Source organism: Cupriavidus sp. HE11, assembly GCF_056097175.1.
Genome location: NZ_CP184464.1, coordinates 3,452,960 through 3,470,993, shown reverse-complemented (window position 1 = coordinate 3,470,993; position 18,034 = coordinate 3,452,960). Strand labels below are relative to the sequence as shown.

The following is an 18,034-nucleotide window of genomic DNA, read 5'->3' as shown; positions in this document are numbered from 1 at the left end:
TGTTGGCTCCCCTCTCCCGTGCCACGGGAGAGGGAGCCTGCTTCACAGACGGTTAAGACGATTCAAACGGTTCAGCAATCCCCACAAGCCGGCCACAGACCATGACTTACCTGCTCCGCCGCATCGTGTATGCGCTGCCGATCCTGCTTGGGGTCGCCCTGCTCTGCTTCTCGCTGGTCCATATCGCGCCCGGCGATCCGCTCGTGTCGGTGTTGCCGCCCGACGCCTCGGAAGACCTCCGGCGCCAGCTGACCGCGCTGTACGGCTTCGACAAGCCGTTCCTGGAGCAATTCCTGCATTGGCTCGTGCGCGCGCTGCATGGCGACCTGGGGACGTCCATCGCCACGAACCGGCCCGTGATGGCCGAAGTGTCGAACGCGGTCATCAACTCGATCCGTCTGGCGGCGGTGGCAACGCTGATCGGCTTCACGTTCGGCAGCCTGTTCGGCTTCGTGGCCGGCTACCTGCGCGATTCGGTGCCCGACCGCGTAGCGTCGTTCCTGTCGGTATTGGGCGTCAGCATTCCGCACTACTGGCTGGGCATGGTGCTGGTCATCGCGTTCTCGGTGCTGCTGGGCTGGTTGCCGGCCACCGGCGCCGGCCCCGATGGCTCGGGCTCCTGGCGATGGGACTGGGAACACGTCCAGTACATGCTGCTGCCGGCCGTGACGATGTCGGTGATCCCGATGGGTATCGTCGCGCGCACCATCCGGGCGCTGGTGGCCGAAATCCTGTCCAACGAGTTCATTGTCGGGCTGCGTGCGCGGGGCTTGTCCGAGTTCGCCGTGTTCCGGCACGTGGTCAAGAACGTGGCGCCTACCGCGCTGTCCGTCATGGGCCTGCAGCTCGGCTACCTGCTGGGCGGATCGATCCTGATCGAGACGGTCTTCTCGTGGCCCGGCACGGGCTTCCTGCTGAACTCGGCCATCTTCCAGCGCGACTTTCCGTTGCTGCAAGGCACGATCCTGGTGCTGGCCGTGTTCTTCGTGCTGCTCAACCTGCTGGTCGACGCGCTGCAGACGCTGTTCGACCCGCGCATCCAACGGAACTGAGGAGCCTGCCATGGAAATGACGCTGAACAAGGCCGTGGCGCCGCTACCGGTGGAACGCTCGCCCGGCTACTGGACCACCGTGGGCCGCCGCCTGCTGCGCAACAAGCTGGCAATGCTGGCCGCGCTGATCCTGCTGGCGCTGATCGGGATGGCGATCTTTGCGCCCGCGCTGATGCCGGCCGACCCGTATGCCGCGTCGATCCTCAAGCGCCTGAAGCCGATCGGCTTCGAGGGCTATCCGCTCGGTACCGACGAACTGGGCCGCGACATGCTGTCGCGCCTGATGCTCGGCGCGCGGCTATCGCTGTTCATGGGCATTACCCCCGTGTTGCTGGCGTTCGTGATCGGCAGCGCCATCGGCATCGTGGCCGGCTATGCCGGCGGCTGGACCAACACGGTCATCATGCGCCTGACCGACATCCTGTACGCGTTCCCGTCTGTGCTGCTGGCGATCGCGCTGTCGGGCACGCTGGGCGCCGGCGTGGGCAATGCGCTGCTGTCGCTGACCATCGTCTTCGTGCCGCAGATCGTGCGCGTGGCCGAGAGCGTGACCACCCAGGTGCGCAACCGCGAATTCGTCGATGCGGCGCGGGCATCGGGTGCCTCGTCGCTGACCATCGTGCGGGCGCACGTGCTCAACAACGTGCTGGGGCCGATCTTCGTCTACGCCACCAGCCTGATCTCGGTGTCGATGATCCTGGCATCGGGCCTGTCGTTCCTGGGCCTTGGCGTCAAGCCGCCCGAGCCCGAATGGGGCCTGATGCTCAATACGCTGCGCACGGCCATCTACACGCAGCCGTGGGTGGCCGCGCTGCCCGGCGCGATGATCTTCCTGACCTCGATCTCGTTCAACCTGCTGGCCGACGGCATCCGCTCGGCCATGGAAATCAAGGAGTGAGCATGGCCGAGACGCTGGCAATTCCCAATCCCGCAGCACCCGGCGCTGCCGCCGTGGATGTGGGCGGCCCGGCCCAGCCGCTGGTCATCGCACGCGACCTGGTCAAGCATTTCCCGCTGAAGTCGGCGGTGCCGTTCCGCCCCGGTGGCGTGGTGCGGGCCGTCGACGGCGTCAGTTTCGACGTGCTCAAGGGCGAGACGCTGGGTGTGGTGGGCGAATCGGGCTGCGGCAAGTCCACCACGGCGCGGCTGCTGATGCAGCTGACACCGCACGACAGCGGCGAACTGATCTTCGACGCACAGGGCGTGGGCTCTCCGCAGTTGCCGATGAAGGCCTTCCGCAGCCAAGTGCAGATGGTGTTCCAGGACAGCTATTCGTCGCTGAACCCGCGCCTGACCATCGAGGAATCGGTGGCATTCACGCCGCGCGTGCATGGCGTGCCGGCCCGGGAAGCCACCGAGCGGGCGCGCTACCTGCTGGAGCGCGTGGGCCTGGAACCGAAGCGCTTTGCCGGCCGCTATCCGCACGAACTGTCGGGCGGCCAGCGCCAGCGCGTCAATATCGCCCGCGCCCTGGCCCTGCGGCCGCGCCTGGTGATCCTGGACGAAGCGGTGTCCGCCCTGGACAAGTCCGTGGAAGCCCAGGTGCTGAACCTGCTGCTGGACCTCAAGGCCGAGTTCGACCTGACCTATGTGTTTATCAGCCATGACCTCAACGTGATCCGCTATCTGTGCGACCGCGTGATGGTCATGTACCTGGGCAAGGTGGTGGAGATTGGCGACACTGAATCCGTCTACGCCAATCCCGCGCACCCGTACACGCGCGCGCTGCTGGCGTCGATGCCGTCGATGGACCCCGACCACCGCACGCTGGCCGCGCCGCTGGCCGGCGACCCGCCCAATCCGATCAATCCGCCGCCGGGCTGCAGCTTCCATCCGCGCTGCGCCCGTGCCGAGCCGGTCTGCGAACGCCGCGCGCCGGTGCTGTCCGACGCGCTGGCCGGTCATCCGGTGTCGTGCCTGATGGCAATGCCCGACGGCGGCCACTCGCTGCCGCTGCGCCGCATGACGCCCGGCCTGCACGCCGCCACGCCCTGATTTGCGGGAGATTTCGATGTCCAAAGACTCCACCACCTCCACCGCCCCGACCACGCCGGCCGTCTCGGTTCGCGACCTGCGGGTGACGTTCTCGGGCGGCGGCAAGACCATCCAGGCCGTGAACGGCGTGTCGCTCGACGTCGCACCGGGCGAAGCGGTCGCCCTGATCGGCGAATCGGGCTCTGGCAAGAGCGTGACGCTGCGTGCGCTGATGCGCCTTCATCCGCCACGTCGCACGACGATGCAAGGCGACATCCGCGTTGATGGGCAGGACGTGCTCAAGCTCGACAAGCGCGCGCTGGCCCGCCTGCGCGGCGGCACCGTGGCCATGGTGTTCCAGGAACCGCTGCTGGCGCTCGACCCCGTGTACACGGTGGGCCAGCAGATCGTCGAATGCATCCGCACCCATCGCAAGGTATCGAAGACCGAGGCCCGGGCACTGGCGCTCAAGGCGCTGGAATCTGTGCGGATTCCCAGCCCGGAGCGCCGCCTGGCCGCCTATCCGCACGAGATGTCGGGCGGCATGCGGCAGCGCGCCATGATCGCCCTGGCGCTGTCCGCCCAGCCAAAGATCCTGCTGGCCGATGAGCCGACCACGGCGCTTGACGCCACGGTGCAGATCCAGGTGCTGATCCTGCTGCGCGAACTGCAGCGTGAACTGGGGCTGTCGATCGTTTTCGTCACCCACGACATCGGCGCGGCGGTGGAGATCGCCGACCGCGTGGCGGTGATGTACGGCGGCCGCATCGTCGAGGAAGGTCCGATCCGAACGCTGATGCGTGAGGCGCGCCATCCGTACACCATCGCGTTGCTGCAAAGCCGCCAGCACGGCATGGATCGCGGGCAGCGCCTGCAGACCATTGGCGGCGCGCCGCCCGACCTGGCGAACCTGCCGCCTGGCTGCACGTTCGCGCCGCGCTGTGCGCAGGCCAGGCCCGAGTGCCTGTCCGCGGTGCCGCCGGCGGTATCGCTGGGCGGCGGCCATCGCGTGAGCTGCGTGCTGGTATCCGAACCCGCGCCCAGCGAATGCGCGGCATGACCTCTTACCGTCCCGAACAAGGAAACCCGAACACCATGAGCCTGGCCACCCATCCCGCCCGTGCGTTCCTGCCCTACCCCGATGCTGCCGTGCCAAACGCGGCCAGCGGCCCCCTGCGTGGCCTGACCTTCGCGGTCAAGGACCTGTTCGACGTGGCCGGCTATCCCACCGGCGGCGGCAATCCACATGTGCTGGCGCGTTCGGGCATCAAGACCGCGACGGCGCCCACTGTGCAGAAGCTGCTCGACGCAGGCGCCACGTTCGTGGGCAAGGTACACACCGACGAGCTGGCGTTCTCGATGAACGGGCAGAACTACCACTACGGCGGCCCGTACAACGGTGCGGCACCAGACCGCATCACCGGCGGCTCGTCGTCGGGCTCGGCGTCGGCCGTCTCGCACCAGCTCTGCGATTTTGCGCTGGGCACCGACACGGGTGGATCGGTGCGCGCGCCGGCCAGCCATTGCGGGCTGTTCGGCATCCGGCCGTCGCATGGCCGCATTTCGCTGCAGAACTGCATGCCGCTGTGCGAATCGCTCGATACCTGCGGCTTTTTCGCCCGCGATATCGCCACGTTCGCCCGGGTGGCCGACGTGCTGTTCGGCGCCGACGGCGACCCGCTGCCCAGCCGCCCCCGGCTGCTGCTGGCGTCCGACCTGTTCGAGCTGCCCACCCCGGCCGCCCGTGCGGTCCTGGCGCCAACCGTGGCGCGGATCGAAGCCATCCTGGGCAAGGCCATGCCGGTGGACGTGGCAGACCGGCCGCTGTCCGACCTGTACTGGGCTTTCCGCTACATACAAGGCTGGGAAGCCTGGCAGGCCGACGGCGCGCTGATCGAGAACTACGGGCTGCAGCTCGGGCCCGATGTAGCCGGCCGCTTTGCCTTCAGCAAGGGCGTGACGCAGGCCCAGTTCGAGCAGTCGGACGCCGTGCGCCGCGAGTTCACCGCGCACCTGGAGCGCCTGCTGGGCCATGACGGCATCCTGGTGCTACCGACCATGCCCGACATCGCCCCGCTGCGCGCCACGCCGATGGAAGCGCTGGAGGATTACCGCACGGCGGCGGCACACACGCTGTGCCTGACGCCGCTGTCGGGCTTTCCGCAGCTGAGCCTACCGCTGTCGGGCCGCGACGGTGCGCCGCTGGGCATCTCGCTGCTGGGGCCGAAAGGCAGCGACCGCAGCCTGATCGCCTTGGCCGAGACGCTGATGACGGCACTGGTCTGACCGGCCCGCATAGGCTAGGCTCAACTGGACCCCGCCGCCCCGTGCCGGCGGGGATACACAACAACAGGACAACTCCATGACCCGACTCCGCATCACCGCCGCCGGCCACACGTTTATCGCCGAGACGAACCCCGACGCCCCCGACACCGTGGCCGCCTTCATGAAGCTGCTGCCGTACCGGCAGAAGCTGATCCACGTGCGCTGGAGCGGCGAAGGGTGCTGGATTCCGCTGGGCGAGTTCAAGCTCGGCGTGGGCTTCGAGAACCACACGAGCCACCCTTCGGTGGGCGATATCCTGTTCTATCCGGGCGGCTACAGCGAGACCGAGATCATCCTGGCCTACGGCAGCTGCAGCTTTGCCAGCAAGATGGGCCAGCTGGCCGGCAACCACTTCCTGACCATCGTCGAAGGCAAGGAAAACCTGCGCGCACTGGGCACCAAGGTGCTGTGGGAAGGCGCGCAGGACGTGGTATTCGAACTGGCCGAGTAGCGGCCTGCGGCGCCCGGCCCTTCTGGCCGGCTTCAGCCGCCACGGGCGGTCAGCCCTTCCAGTACCGCCCGCAGTGGCAGGCTGCCCTTGCGCGCCTGCCCTTCGAACCGGATCCAGCCCGCGTTGAAACCGTCCAGCATCTGCGCACGCGGCGCAGGATTGCGCATGCCCTGCGCCCGGAACAGGTCTTCCCAGCTTTGGCGCGGTACCTCGCGCGCCCGCACCGGCTTGCCCAGCAAGGCCGACAGCGTCGCCGCGATATCGAGCGGGCTGACACGCACTGGGCCCTCCAGCTCTACCACCCTCACGCCCTGCCACTCTTCCTGCAGCAGCGCGGCGGCAGTACGCCCGACATCGGCGGTAGCCACCATCGGCACGGGCTTGTCCAGCGGCTGGAGATAGCTGTCGATCACCCCGGTGACCTGCGCCGGTTCGATATCCCAGAGCGTGTTTTCCATGAACCAGCCGGCGCGCAGAAAGGCCACCGGCATCGGCAGCGCGCCCAGTTCGGCCTCCAGCATCGACAGCTGGCGCAGCAGGTTGGGCTGCTCGGCCTGGGCGCCGATGGTCGACAGGCAAACCACCCGGCGCGGTCGGGCGGCCAGCAGCGCCTGGCGGATCGCCGCGATCATGGCGCGCGACTCGGGAAACCCTTCCGACGGATCGAAGTTCGGCGGCAGCAGGATAAAGACGCCTTCCACGCCTGAAAACGCCTGCGTCAATGCCTGAGCGTCATGCATCTCGGCCAACGCCACGTCGCAACCCTCGGCAGACCAGGTCTGTGCCTTCTGTTTGCTACGCACCACGGCGCGCACATCAAGGCCGGCCGCCAGCAAGGCCAACGCCACCACACCACCCACCTGCCCAGTAATTCCGGTTACCGCATACATTGCACTCTCCTGTCTGGCGCGGCACGAGCGGTGCCGCGGTGACCGAATTCTGGTCAATGCATGGCATTTCCGCGATAACATGCCAGTCACTTGATTGATGACTGCGAGGCATCAACGATGCAATTCGATGCACGGCTGCTGGACGGAATCGGGGTGGTGATGGCGATCGTGGACAACGGCAGCTTCGTGCGCGCCGCCGAAACGCTCGACATGACGCAATCGGGCGTCAGCCGCGCCGTGGCCCGGCTGGAGACACGGCTTGGCGTGCGGCTGTTCGACCGCACCACCCGCTCCGTCACGCTGACCGACGAAGGACGCCGCTTCTGCGAGGAAGTGACACCGCTGCTGGCGCAACTGGAGGAAGTCACCAGCGCCGCATCGCGCGGCGTCAGCGCCGTGCGCGGCAGGCTACGCGTCAATATCGACCCGTACTTCTCCCGGCTGGTACTGGGCCCGCGCCTGGGCCAGTTTGTGGAGGATCACCCGAACCTGACGCTCGACCTGGTCACCCGCGACACGCTGGGCGACATGGTGGCCGACGGCTTCGACGTTGCCTTCCGCTTCGGGCATCCGCGCAATTCCACGCTGGTGGCCCGCAAGCTGATGGATGTGCGCGTGGTCACGCTGGCCGCGCCGTCCTACCTGAAGCGCCACGGGCGGCCGCAGGTGCCGGCAGACCTGGAGTCGCCGGACCACACCTGCATCCATTTCCGCGACCCGGAAACCGGACGGCCATTTCCATGGGAATTCTGGCGAAACGACGAGCACCTCATCGTTCAGGCCCATGGCCGGCTGGTGGTCAACGAGGGCGGCACCATGCACAGTGTCTGCATGGCCGGGCACGGGATATGCCAGACGTTCGAATATGGCGCCGAGACGCTGATTGCCGAGGGCCGGCTTGTGAAGATCCTGACGGACTGGGGCGACGAGACATTTCCGCTCTACGCGCTCTACCCATCGCGCCAGCATCTGCCGGCCAAGGTGCGCGCCTTCGTCGATTTCGTGGTCGGCATCTGCGACGCGCGCGCAGCCTGAACGCACCGAACGCACCGAACGCAAGACCGCACTGGAGACGTCATCACATGTACATGATCTATTGGACCGAGGCCACCGCCGACGGCATGGCACCGCACGCTCAATCGTTCCCGGGCGATGCGCTCCGGGATGCGCTGCAGTTCGCCGAAGCGCTGCGCCGCCGGCAGTTTGCCGGCGAGCCGGTCAGCTTTGTGACGCTGTGCTCGGAAAACCCGAACTCTGTGGGCAAGCCCGGCGCGGCAGACCCGCCGCCGGACTACGAATGGAAAAAGCGCCGGCCCTGATGTGGCGGGAGCCTGGACACACGCCGGATCAGCTCGCCCTCACCCCGCCATCACCCCGCGCTCGTCCTCGGGCGGCTTCACGCGGAACCAGGTGGCGTAGAGCGCCGGCAGGAACAGCAGCGTCAGCACGGTAGCCACCACCAGCCCACCCATGATCGCCACGGCCATCGGCCCCCAGAACGTGGAACGGGACAGCGGGATCATGGCCAGCACCGCCGCCGCCGCGGTCAGGATGATGGGCCGGAAACGGCGCACTGCCGATTCCACGATAGCGGTCCACGGCGGCAGCCCGGACCGGATGTCCTGCTCGATCTGGTCCACCAGGATCACCGAATTGCGGATGATCATGCCCAGCAACGCCGTGATGCCAAGCTGCGCGACAAACCCCATCGGCGAGTGCAGCAGCAACAGCGTGGCGGCGGCCCCGATCAGCCCGAGCGGCCCGGTCAGGAACACCATCACCGCGCGCGAGAAGCTGTGCAATTGCAGCATCAGCAGCGTGAAGATCAGGAAGATGCACAGCGGCAGTTGCGCCGCAATCGATGCGCCGGCCTTGCCGCTTTCCTCCTGGGCACCGGCGATCGTGATCCGGTAGCCCGCCGGCAGCGAGGCACGGATCGGGTCCAGCTTCGGGTTGATCTGCGCGGTGACGGTGGGCCCCTGGATGCCATCGACGATATCGGACTGCACGGTAATGCCGAAGTCGCGATTCTCCCGCCAGATCACGCCGGGCTCCGACTTCAGCGTGACGCGGGCGATCTGCGTCAGCGGCACGGCGCGGCCGGTGCTGGTAGGCACCAGCACGTTGTTCAGGTCAGACATCGTGTCGCGCTCGCTGCGCGGCGTGCGCATGATGATGTCGATCAATTTGTCGGCATCGCGATACTGCCCCACCGGCACGCCCGTCAGCACGGCCTGGGTGGCCCGCGCGATAGCGTTGGTCGTCACGCCCAGCGCCCGCGCCTTGTCCTGGTCCAGCTCCAGGCGCAGCATCTTGACGTTCTCGTTCCAGTTGTCGTTGACACCCACCGTATTGGGGTTGGCGGTCATGATTGCGCGCACCTGGTCGGCCACCTTGCGCACGCCGCCGGCATCGGGCCCGATCACGCGGAACTGCACCGGATACTGCACAGGCGGCCCGTTCGGCAGCAGCTTCACGCGGCCTCGCAACTGCGGGAATTCCGTCACCAGCACGCGCTCGATGCGCTTGCGCAGGGCATCGCGCCCTTCCACCGTCACCGGCATCACGATGGCCTGGGCCACGTTCGACTGCGGGAAAATCTGGTCCAGCGGCAGGTAGAAGCGCGGCGCACCGGTGCCGACGAACGAGGTCACGCTTTCCACGCCCGTGTCGCGGCGCATGGCAGCCTCGAAGCGCTTGGTCATGGCCTCGGTCTCGGCGATGGCGGTGCCCTCCGGCATCCAAAGTTCCACCATCAGTTCCGGCCGGCTCGAATCCGGGAAAAACTGCTTTTCGACGTACTTGAACGCCAGCAGGCCCAGCGCGAATGCCACCAGCGTGATGGCGATCACGGTCTTGCGCCACGTGACGCACCAGTTCACCAGTTGCCGGAAGCGGGCGTAGAACGGCGTGTCGAACACCTCGTGGTGACCGCCATCATGCGCGCGGGTCTTGAGGATCAGGTAGCCCAGGTACGGCGTGAAATAGACCGCCGCCAGCCAGGACAGCACCAGCGCCAGCGACGTGACCGCAAAGATCGCGAACGTGTACTCGCCCACGGTGGAGCGCGCCAGTCCCACGGGCAGGAAGCCCGCCGCCGTGATCAGCGTGCCGGTCAGCATCGGCATGGCCGTGGACGTGTAGGCGAAGGTGGCCGCCTCCATCTTCGAGAAGCCTTCCTCCAGCTTGCGGACCATCATCTCCACGGCAATGATGGCGTCGTCCACCAGCAGCCCGAGGGCGATGATCAGCGCCCCCAGCGATATCTTGTGCAGGCCGATGCCGAAGATGTTCATGAACAGGAACGTCACCGCCAGCACCAGCGGAATGGTCAGCGCCACGACCAGGCCGGGACGCACGTCCAGGCGCAGCGGCCGGGTATGCAGGCCCAGCGCCACGAAACTCACGCCCAGCACGATCACCACGGCCTCGATCAGCACATGCACGAATTCGCCCACGCTGCGCTTGACGGCCTGGGGCTGGTCCTGCACCTGGTCCATCTCGATGCCCACCGGCAGTTGGCCGCGCAGGCCATCGGTCACGCGGCGCAGTTCCTTGCCCAGCGCGATGATGTCGCCGCCCTTTTCCATCGAGATGCCCAGCCCGATCACGTCCTTGCCGTTAAAGCGCATCTTGCTGACGGGCGGGTCCACATAGCCGCGGTACACGTGCGCGATGTCGCCCAGGCGGATATTGGCGATGCCGTTGGGCCCGCGCAGCACCAGGTTCTGCAGGTCTTCCACATCGCCCAGCTGGCCGGTGACGCGCACCTGCAGGTTGTCGGTGGGCGTCACCAGCACGCCGCTGCCGGTGGGATTGTTTTGCTCCGAGATCTGGTTGGCGATGGCGTTGATGTCCAGCCCCAGCTGGGCAAAGCGCGCCTGGTTGAACTCGATGAAGATCTTTTCGTCCTGCAGGCCCAGCAGCGTGACCTTGGCCACAGCCGGAATGCGCAGCAGTTCCTGCCGTACCAGGTCGGCGTATTCGCGCAGTTCCTTGTAGTTGAAGCCGTCGGCCGACAGCGCGTAGATGGAGCCGTAGACGTCGCCGAACTCATCGTTGAAGAACGGCCCGCGCACGCCCTGCGGCAACGTCTGCTGGATATCGCCAATCTTCTTGCGCACCGTGTACCAGATCTGCGCGGTGTCCTTGGCCGGCGAGTTGTCGGCCAGCTGGAAGATCACCGTGGTCTCGCCCGGCTTGGAGAAACTACGAATCTTGTCGGCGTACGGCACTTCCTGCAGCTGCCGTTCGATCTTGTCGGTCACCTGCACGGCGATCTGCTCGGCCGTGGCGCCGGGCCAGAACGCCTGCACCACCATCACGCGGAACGTGAACGGCGGATCTTCGTCCTGACCAAGCTGGAAGAACGCCAGCAGGCCGCCCAGCAGCAGCACGACCAGCAGATAACGCGTGAGCGGCTGGTGTTCGAGCGCCCAGCGCGACAGGTTGAAGCGGGAATGTTCCATGCGCCGCCCTCAGCCCAGGCGGCGGTCAAGGGCGCCCAGCTGCGCGCCAGGGTTCGAAGCCGGCTGGGCCGGTGCCACGCTCTGCATCGGCTTGACCTTCTGGCCCGGCTTGAGCAGATGCACGCCGGCCGTGACGATCGTCTGACCCGGCGTCAGACCCTGGCGCACTTCGATCAGATTGCCCTGCGCCTCGCCCAGCGTGACGGGCACCGGCTTGACCGTACCGCTGCCGCCCTGACCAGGCTGGTAGATCCACACCTGGTTGGCGCCCTTGTTCTGCAGCAGCGCGGTCAGCGGCACGCGAATGGCGGCCGCGTCGCCGGTTCGTGTGAACGACACCACGGCCGTCATGCCGATGCGCAGGTCGGCCGGCGGATTGGGAATGCTGACGCGCGTGGGATAGGTACGCGTGACCGGATCGGCCGCTGCCGAAATCTCGCGCACGCGGCCCGGCAAAATCCGGCCGGGGTCCGACCAGGTATGGATCGCCACATCGGTGATGCCACGCAACATGTCGACCTGATCCTCGGGCAGCCCGATGGCAACTTCCTTTTCAGCGGTCTGCGCCACGCGGATCACCGGCTGGCCCGGCGTGACCACCTGGCCCACTTCGGTGTCGATGGCGGTCACCACGCCGTCGGCATCGGCCGTCAGTACGGCATAGCCCGTCTGGTTCGACTGGTTGCGCAGGCTGGCCTGCGCCTGGTCAAGCCGCGATGCCGCCGAATCGAAGGTGGCCTGGCGGCGGTTCAGCTCCGCCGCGCTGATGAAGTTCTTGGCGGCCAGTTCCTTGTAGCGCTTCAGGTCGGCGGCGGCCAGGTCGCGGTCGGTTTTGGCCGCGTCGTACTGGGCCCGCGCGCCCGATTCGGCCAGCGCCAGGTCGGTGGGATCGAGCCGTGCCAGCGGCTGCCCCTTGCGCACACTGGCCCCGACATCGACGAGACGGGCCGCGATCTTGCCGCCGACCCGGAAACCCAGGCGCGATTCGATACGCGGGCGCACCTCGCCCGAAAACTCGTATTCGGTCTTGCCGGCTGCCGGGCTGAGCTGCATCAGGCGCACTGGCCGCACGTCTTCCACGGGCTCGGCCTGCTTGCCACATCCGCCCAGCACCAACAGCCCCGCCACGGCCAGCAGCCCAATGGACACCCGGGCCGTACGGGCCATCGGCACACAGCGGCGCCCTGCGCGCACGGCCTGGCGCAACTTGCGGAGGTCATCAACTTCAGCGGCCGCAACTTCCGGCCTGGCAAAGGGCACTGGCATGGACAAGCGTCTTTGAGTCGGTGGAAAAGAATGAAGCTGGGTAAAGATGAACTGTGGGCGAAGCTGAACCTGGCGGCGGCGTCGGTACTGCGCGGCCAGGTGGCCGGATGGTGTCTCGCTGGCGCCTCGGGTCGGGCGCCTTGCTGCCGTTCCGGTCGATTCCGGACATTTCAGAAATCGACCACAGGAAGTTAATAACTTTGCGGTCAGTAATATAGCGACCGCCCTTGAGTGCGTCAAACGCCGGATGACGAACGGCAGTATTCCGCGACAAAACGTCACGATGCCGGCGCGGCGGGCGATTTAAGCTTCAAACATCACATGATGGTGGCCGCCCCGGCCGGGTGGCCGATGTTACAATTCGCCCCTTTGGCGCCGCCCCCGCCGCCCTACCAGAAAGAGATTGGCGTGACGCCCGATCAGTATTGCCAGGACAAGGCCGCAAAAAGCGGCTCCAGCTTCTATTACAGCAGCCTCCTCCTTTCCCCCGACCGACGCCGCGCGTTGACAGCCCTGCAGGCCTGGCGCCTGGAACTCGATGCCATCGTTCACGAGAACCATGACGCCGGCGTAGCCCTGCAACGGCTTGACTGGTGGCGCGCCGAACTGCGCCGCCTGTACGAAGGCAGCCCGAATCACCCGGCCAGCCTTGCACTGCTGCCGTTTCTGGCGACCCTGCCCCAGGCCGAAATGAGCCAGGTGCTCGATGGCACCGAAATGGACCTCGCCCAGTCGCGCTATTTCGACGAGGGCGCGCTGGGCCGGTACTGCCGGCTGGTAGGCGGCACCCTCGGCAAGCTGACGGCGCGGCTGCTGGGCTTTACCGATGAACGTACGCTGGAATCGGCCGAAAAGCTCGGCCTGTCGCAGATGCGCATCCGCATCGTGCGCGAGGTGGGCCACGACGCCCGCCAGGGCCGCGTCTATATTCCCGTGGATACCTTGCAGCGCTTCGAGGTGCCGGTGGCCGACATCATGCAGTCGCGCCATTCGCCGCAGTTTGTCACCATGATGCGAGACCAGGCCTTGCTGGCCCGCACGCTGTACCAGGAAGCGCTGGCGCTGCTGCCCCGCGCCGACCGCCGGGCCCAGCGCGCGGCGCTGGCGCTGGCGGCCATCCACCACGCCCTGCTCGACGAGATCGAAGCCAGTGACTTCCAGGTGCTGACCCAGCGCATTGCGCTGACGCCGATGCGCAAGCTGTGGCTGGCCTGGAAGACCTGGCTGCGCAATGGCTGAACGCTGGCGCCCCGGCCGGACTGCCCGCCGTTCTGCCACCCCTCTCCACCAGCTGTCAGTCGTTAGTCGTTCGTTGTTCGTTGTTCCCATGTGTTGATGCCATGACTACTGCCACGCCCTCTCTTGGTCAGCTGATCCTCGATCGCGCCGACGCCCTTGCCCGGCACTCCGATATGGAAGGCGGCCTGACCTGTGCCTTCCTGACGCCCGCCCATACCCGGGCGCAGGCGCAGCTGGCGCGCTGGATGGAAGACGCCGGCATGACCGTGCGGGTCGATGCCATCGGTAACGTGATTGGCCGCTATGCCGCCGATCCGGCCGAGCCGAACCCCAAGGTGCTGATGACCGGGTCGCATTTCGACACGGTCCGCAATGGCGGGCGCTACGACGGGCGGCTTGGCATCCTGCTGCCCATCGCCGTGGTGGGGGCGCTACGCGATGCGGGCATCCGCCTGCCCTACCACTTCGATGTCGTGGCCTTTGCCGAAGAAGAAGGGCTGCGCTTCAAGACCAGCTTCCTTGCCAGCAGCGTGCTGGCGGGCCGCTTCGATCCGGCCTTGCTGGACCGCGTGGACACCGAAGGCGTATCGATGCGCGACGCCCTGGCGCAGTCTGGCTTCCCGGGCGCCGGCGCGCTGGATGCGCTGCGCGCCGCCGCAGTCGATCCCGCAACGCTGGCCGGCTTTGTCGAAGTCCATATCGAACAAGGCCCGGTGCTGCTGAACCGCGGCCTGCCGCTGGGCATCGTGACCCAGATCGCCGGCAGCAGCCGCTTCCAGGTGCGCGTGGAGGGTCTGGCGAGCCATGCCGGCACCACGCCGATGGATATGCGCCGCGACGCCGCCACCGGCGCCGCCGAGATGATCCTGCTGGTGGAACAGCGCTGCGCCCAGGTGCCGGCGCTGGTTGGCACCGTGGGCCAGCTGCAGGTGCCCAACGGGTCGAGCAATGTGATTCCTGCTGCATGTTTGTTCTCGATGGACATCCGCGCGGGCGAAGACGGCATCCGCGAAGCGGCCATCGCCGATATCGTGGCGGGCATCGAGGCCATTGCGGCCAGGCGTTCGCTTCAGGTCAGCGTCGAACGGGTGACGCCGGTCAACAACGCGCCGTGCGCGCGCTGGCTGATGGACCAGTTCGCGGCGGTATTGAGAAAGCGTGGGCTGGAGGCGTTCGAACTGCCCTCCGGGGCGGGGCATGACGCGATGATGATGCAGCGGATCACCGATGTGGCAATGCTGTTCGTGCGCTGCGGCAATGGCGGCATCAGCCACAATCCGGCAGAAACCATCACGGTGGACGACGCCCAGCAGGCAGCCGAGGTGTTCGTGGATTTCCTGCGGCACTTCAGGGACGCTGGCTGATCAGCCGCCCTGGTACATTTCCTTGCCGATATCGTAGAGATTCTTGCGCAGCGTCTTGCGCTCGTCGGGCGACAGGCGCTGGCTGCCGCCCCGCTGGCCTTGGCGGGTAGCCCGCTCGGCCATGTCGCGCTCGGTCTCGGCACGATCATTGCGGCGTGGTTGCTGACGGTTGCGTTCGGGCGCCGACGGATTGCTGCCGGGGCCCGGCGGCTGAACCTTGGGGTGAAGCAGATGCGCCATGCCTGCCGATTGGGCGAATGCCGGGGCGGGTGCCGCGGCCATCAGCAGGGTCATGCCGGCCAGCCAGACCACTCGCGCGCAAATTGTGCGACGCAGGGTTTGCCCGTGCCGGTTATGCTTCACTTTCATTGGATAATGGCGGTTTCGACTGTGGCCCCCGGATCGATCTTCAGGATCCCCGGTGGCGGCACCGGCATCGCCCCCGACGACAGCAAGGCGAATGCCAGTGTCGCGGCTGGGAACAGTACGATGCCCGTGGTGACCGTTTGAATTCCGCTGGCCATGATGGCCTTGGGAAACGGTTTGCGGAGTGTAAATGCACAAAAGGTGCATGCCGCCATACCACGGGGTAAAGTATGTAACGTTTTGTTAAGCCATTTTGAGCGAAAGCGATAGTCGCTAAGATACCGCCATGGAAAATACCAGCCACAAGATTCTCGTCGTGGATGACGACCCGCGCTTGCGCGACCTGCTGCGCCGCTACCTGGGCGAGCAGGGCTTCACGGTTCTCGTGGCGGAAAACGCCACGGCCATGAACAAGCTCTGGCTGCGCGAGCGATTCGATCTGCTGGTGCTGGACCTGATGATGCCCGGCGAAGACGGGCTTTCGATCTGCCGCCGCCTGCGCGGTGCCAACGACCAGACCCCGATCATCATGCTCACCGCCAAGGGCGAGGACGTCGATCGTATCGTCGGCCTGGAAATGGGTGCCGACGATTATCTGCCCAAGCCTTTCAATCCGCGCGAGCTGATTGCGCGCATTCACGCCGTGCTGCGCCGCAAGGGTCCCGCCGAAGTGCCGGGCGCCCCGTCCGAAACGCCCGAAACGTTTGCGTTTGGCGATTTCGTGCTGAACCTGGCCACGCGTACGCTGACCAAGAACGACGAGGAAATCACGCTCACCACGGGCGAATTCTCGGTGCTTAAGGTCTTTGCCCGCCATCCGCGCCAGCCGCTGTCGCGCGAAAAGCTGATGGAAATGGCGCGCGGCCGCGAATACGAAGTCTTCGACCGCAGCCTGGACGTGCAGATCTCGCGCCTGCGCAAGCTCATCGAGCCCGACCCGAGCAACCCGCGCTTCATCCAGACGGTCTGGGGCCTGGGTTACGTCTTCATCCCCGATGGCGTGAAGTAAGTCCGGTCGACCGCAGCCTCATCGTGGCGACTGCCCTCGGCCGTACCGCAACGCGGTTCTTCGGTTCGCTTTTCTGGCGAACCTTCATGCTGATCGCCCTTCTGCTGGCGATCTCGCTGGGTATCTGGTTCCAGAGCTACCGGCTCTTCGAACGCGCGCCGCGCGCCCAGCAGATCGCCATGCAGGTGGTCAGCGTGGTCAAGCTCACCCGTGCAGCATTGCTCTATTCGGATCCGGCCCGGCGCCGGTTCCTGCTGCTCGACCTCGTCCAGAACGAGGGCATCAAGGTCTATCCGCGCGAAAAGGACGACGACTTTGCCGCGCCCAAGGCCAATCCATTCCTGACCCAGCTCGTCCAGCAGGAAATCCGCAGCCGCCTGGGCGAAGACACGGTGCTTGCCACCACGGTCAACGACATCCCCGGCGTGTGGGTCAGCTTCGAGATCGAAGGCGACGACTACTGGGTTGCCATCAGCCCCGAACGCTTCGAGCGCGTGCCCGGCATCCAGTGGCTCTGGTGGAGTATTGCGGCGCTGCTGCTGTCGATCATCGGCGCGGCCTTCATCACGGCCCGCGTGAACTACCCGCTCAAGCGCCTTGCCAATGCCGCACGACTGATCGGCACCGGAGGCGAGGCGCCGCCGCTGCGCGAACAGGGTGCCAGCGAGGTGGCCCAGGCCAACCGCAGCTTCAACCAGATGGTGCGCGACCTGCGCCAGCTTGACGACGATCGCGTGGTCATGCTGGCCGGTATCTCGCACGACCTGCGCACCCCGCTCACCCGCCTGCGCCTGGAAACCGAGATGTCGCCCGTGGACACTACCACGCGCGACGCGATGATTGCCGACATCGAGCAGATGGATGCCATCATCGGCCAGTTCCTGAACTACGCCCGGCCTGGCCAGGAGGTAGTGGAGCCGGTGGACCTGTCCACGCTGGTCCAGGAATCGGTCGGCGTCTATGCCGCGCACGACGACGTGCGCGTACACGTGCGGTCGAACGGCCCGGTCATGGCCGTTGCCAACCGCATGGAGATCCAGCGCATTCTCGACAACCTCGTGGAAAACGCGCGCCGCTATGCCAAGGACGAGGAAACCGGCATGGCCGAGGTGGAAATTTCCACGCGCGTGGAAGACAAGGAAGCTGTGCTGATGGTGGCCGACAGCGGGCCCGGCGTGCCCAACGAGCAACTGTCCCTGCTGACGCGGCCGTTCTACCGGCTCGACAGCGCGCGCAGCGAGGCCAAGGGCGCCGGCCTGGGCATGTCGATCGTCAACCGTATCCTGCAGCGCAATGGCGGCCGCCTGATCCTTGCCAATCGCCCCGCCCCCAAGACGGGGCTCGTGGTCAGCGCCCGTTTCCGGCGCGCCTGACCGGGCGCCAATCCCCATCCGGCACCACCGCTGTGCCCGCATGTCCCGCATGCGGCGCATTGACAGGTTTTCTTCAGCATTTGATATGCATTTGAAAGGTCGCTGACAGGCGAATGACAGCGTCATTGCGCACACTTCACGCCATCGACAGGCCGATGCATACAACGGCATCCGCAGTCATGGCGCGCCTGCCGCAGTAGCCCTTTTCCGCCATGGCTGACAACGATAGACAACATGCCGCACGACCCCACTTGCG

Annotated in this window: 17 protein-coding genes; 12 read left to right on the top strand and 5 right to left on the bottom strand. The window is 66.5% G+C overall.

The features are described 5' to 3' along the window. The first annotated feature begins 101 nt into the window (after positions 1–101). The 6 genes from ACOABP_RS16110 to ACOABP_RS16085 all read left to right on the top strand — a co-directional run bounded on the left by ACOABP_RS16110 (position 102) and on the right by ACOABP_RS16085 (position 5,802). Positions 102–1,052 carry an ABC transporter permease gene (locus ACOABP_RS16110; protein WP_474226109.1) on the top strand — a complete coding sequence of 317 codons (951 nt, stop codon included), beginning with the start codon at positions 102–104 and terminating at the stop codon, positions 1,050–1,052. Positions 1,053–1,062: 10 nt separating this feature from the next. Next, entirely contained in the window at positions 1,063–1,950 is an 888-nt protein-coding gene (locus ACOABP_RS16105) for an ABC transporter permease (protein WP_474226108.1), read from the top strand. A 2-nt stretch (positions 1,951–1,952) separates the two neighbouring features. Next, positions 1,953–3,047, top strand: a complete 1,095-nt coding sequence (locus tag ACOABP_RS16100; protein WP_066738272.1) for an ABC transporter ATP-binding protein — start codon at positions 1,953–1,955, stop codon at positions 3,045–3,047. Between the two features lie 16 nt (positions 3,048–3,063). Then, positions 3,064–4,086, top strand: a complete 1,023-nt coding sequence (locus ACOABP_RS16095; RefSeq protein ID WP_474226106.1) for an ABC transporter ATP-binding protein — start codon at positions 3,064–3,066, stop codon at positions 4,084–4,086. Positions 4,087–4,121: 35 nt separating this feature from the next. Continuing rightward, positions 4,122–5,312 carry an amidase gene (locus ACOABP_RS16090; protein WP_474226105.1) on the top strand — a complete coding sequence of 397 codons (1,191 nt, stop codon included), beginning with the start codon at positions 4,122–4,124 and terminating at the stop codon, positions 5,310–5,312. Between the two features lie 76 nt (positions 5,313–5,388). Beyond that, complete coding sequence (locus tag ACOABP_RS16085; RefSeq protein WP_474226104.1) at positions 5,389–5,802, top strand: DUF3830 family protein; 414 nt, start codon at positions 5,389–5,391, stop codon at positions 5,800–5,802. Positions 5,803–5,834: 32 nt separating this feature from the next. On the opposite strand, the gene ACOABP_RS16080 is transcribed toward ACOABP_RS16085, so the two are convergent. Continuing rightward, positions 5,835–6,692 carry an NmrA family NAD(P)-binding protein gene (locus ACOABP_RS16080; protein ID WP_474226103.1) on the bottom strand — a complete coding sequence of 286 codons (858 nt, stop codon included), beginning with the start codon at positions 6,690–6,692 and terminating at the stop codon, positions 5,835–5,837. Between the two features lie 117 nt (positions 6,693–6,809). On the opposite strand from ACOABP_RS16080, the gene ACOABP_RS16075 reads away from it, so the two are divergent. Together ACOABP_RS16075 and ACOABP_RS16070 are read left to right on the top strand one after the other, a co-directional pair. After that, complete coding sequence (locus ACOABP_RS16075) at positions 6,810–7,727, top strand: LysR family transcriptional regulator (protein WP_474226101.1); 918 nt, start codon at positions 6,810–6,812, stop codon at positions 7,725–7,727. Positions 7,728–7,774: 47 nt separating this feature from the next. Beyond that, complete coding sequence (locus ACOABP_RS16070; RefSeq protein ID WP_474226100.1) at positions 7,775–8,011, top strand: hypothetical protein; 237 nt, start codon at positions 7,775–7,777, stop codon at positions 8,009–8,011. Positions 8,012–8,050: 39 nt separating this feature from the next. Here ACOABP_RS16070 and ACOABP_RS16065 read toward each other — a convergent pair whose 3' ends face one another. Both ACOABP_RS16065 and ACOABP_RS16060 read right to left on the bottom strand, forming a co-directional pair. Further along, on the bottom strand, positions 8,051–11,161 hold the full coding sequence (locus ACOABP_RS16065; RefSeq protein WP_474226099.1) for an efflux RND transporter permease subunit: 3,111 nt from the start codon (positions 11,159–11,161) through the stop codon (positions 8,051–8,053). A gap of 9 nt (positions 11,162–11,170) precedes the next feature. Continuing rightward, positions 11,171–12,328 (bottom strand): efflux RND transporter periplasmic adaptor subunit, encoded by a 1,158-nt coding sequence (locus ACOABP_RS16060; RefSeq protein ID WP_474226097.1) that lies wholly within the window; start codon positions 12,326–12,328, stop codon positions 11,171–11,173. Between the two features lie 507 nt (positions 12,329–12,835). Between ACOABP_RS16060 and hpnD the strand changes: the two genes are divergently transcribed. Then, positions 12,836–13,666, top strand: coding sequence for a presqualene diphosphate synthase HpnD (gene hpnD, locus ACOABP_RS16055; protein WP_474226095.1), 831 nt, complete (start codon positions 12,836–12,838; stop codon positions 13,664–13,666). Between the two features lie 101 nt (positions 13,667–13,767). Next, positions 13,768–15,030, top strand: coding sequence for a Zn-dependent hydrolase (locus ACOABP_RS16050; RefSeq protein WP_474226093.1), 1,263 nt, complete (start codon positions 13,768–13,770; stop codon positions 15,028–15,030). Here ACOABP_RS16050 and ACOABP_RS16045 read toward each other — a convergent pair whose 3' ends face one another. Together ACOABP_RS16045 and ACOABP_RS16040 are read right to left on the bottom strand one after the other, a co-directional pair. Beyond that, positions 15,031–15,324, bottom strand: a complete 294-nt coding sequence (locus ACOABP_RS16045) for a hypothetical protein (RefSeq protein WP_231906972.1) — start codon at positions 15,322–15,324, stop codon at positions 15,031–15,033. A gap of 71 nt (positions 15,325–15,395) precedes the next feature. Beyond that, on the bottom strand, positions 15,396–15,554 hold the full coding sequence (locus tag ACOABP_RS16040; RefSeq protein WP_474226092.1) for a hypothetical protein: 159 nt from the start codon (positions 15,552–15,554) through the stop codon (positions 15,396–15,398). 128 nt (positions 15,555–15,682) lie between these two features. On the opposite strand from ACOABP_RS16040, the gene ompR reads away from it, so the two are divergent. Both ompR and ACOABP_RS16030 read left to right on the top strand, forming a co-directional pair. After that, positions 15,683–16,405 carry an osmolarity response regulator transcription factor OmpR gene (gene ompR, locus ACOABP_RS16035; protein ID WP_010810107.1) on the top strand — a complete coding sequence of 241 codons (723 nt, stop codon included), beginning with the start codon at positions 15,683–15,685 and terminating at the stop codon, positions 16,403–16,405. A 23-nt stretch (positions 16,406–16,428) separates the two neighbouring features. Continuing rightward, positions 16,429–17,778 (top strand): ATP-binding protein, encoded by a 1,350-nt coding sequence (locus ACOABP_RS16030; RefSeq protein ID WP_066738299.1) that lies wholly within the window; start codon positions 16,429–16,431, stop codon positions 17,776–17,778. The last annotated feature ends 256 nt before the right edge of the window (positions 17,779–18,034 follow it).

Bases quoted from the DNA above. Each gene is read 5' to 3' on its own strand.
- ACOABP_RS16110 (WP_474226109.1), top strand. From the start codon at position 102: ATGACTTACCTGCTCCGCCGCATCGTGTATGCGCTGCCGATCCTGCTT.
- ACOABP_RS16105 (WP_474226108.1), top strand. From the start codon at position 1,063: ATGGAAATGACGCTGAACAAGGCCGTGGCGCCGCTACCGGTGGAACGC.
- ACOABP_RS16100 (WP_066738272.1), top strand. From the start codon at position 1,953: ATGGCCGAGACGCTGGCAATTCCCAATCCCGCAGCACCCGGCGCTGCC.
- ACOABP_RS16095 (WP_474226106.1), top strand. From the start codon at position 3,064: ATGTCCAAAGACTCCACCACCTCCACCGCCCCGACCACGCCGGCCGTC.
- ACOABP_RS16090 (WP_474226105.1), top strand. From the start codon at position 4,122: ATGAGCCTGGCCACCCATCCCGCCCGTGCGTTCCTGCCCTACCCCGAT.
- ACOABP_RS16085 (WP_474226104.1), top strand. From the start codon at position 5,389: ATGACCCGACTCCGCATCACCGCCGCCGGCCACACGTTTATCGCCGAG.
- ACOABP_RS16080 (WP_474226103.1), bottom strand. From the start codon at position 6,692: ATGTATGCGGTAACCGGAATTACTGGGCAGGTGGGTGGTGTGGTGGCG.
- ACOABP_RS16075 (WP_474226101.1), top strand. From the start codon at position 6,810: ATGCAATTCGATGCACGGCTGCTGGACGGAATCGGGGTGGTGATGGCG.
- ACOABP_RS16070 (WP_474226100.1), top strand. From the start codon at position 7,775: ATGTACATGATCTATTGGACCGAGGCCACCGCCGACGGCATGGCACCG.
- ACOABP_RS16065 (WP_474226099.1), bottom strand. From the start codon at position 11,161: ATGGAACATTCCCGCTTCAACCTGTCGCGCTGGGCGCTCGAACACCAG.
- ACOABP_RS16060 (WP_474226097.1), bottom strand. From the start codon at position 12,328: ATGGCCCGTACGGCCCGGGTGTCCATTGGGCTGCTGGCCGTGGCGGGG.
- ACOABP_RS16050 (WP_474226093.1), top strand. From the start codon at position 13,768: ATGACTACTGCCACGCCCTCTCTTGGTCAGCTGATCCTCGATCGCGCC.
- ACOABP_RS16045 (WP_231906972.1), bottom strand. From the start codon at position 15,324: ATGACCCTGCTGATGGCCGCGGCACCCGCCCCGGCATTCGCCCAATCG.
- ACOABP_RS16040 (WP_474226092.1), bottom strand. From the start codon at position 15,554: ATGGCCAGCGGAATTCAAACGGTCACCACGGGCATCGTACTGTTCCCA.
- ompR (WP_010810107.1), top strand. From the start codon at position 15,683: ATGGAAAATACCAGCCACAAGATTCTCGTCGTGGATGACGACCCGCGC.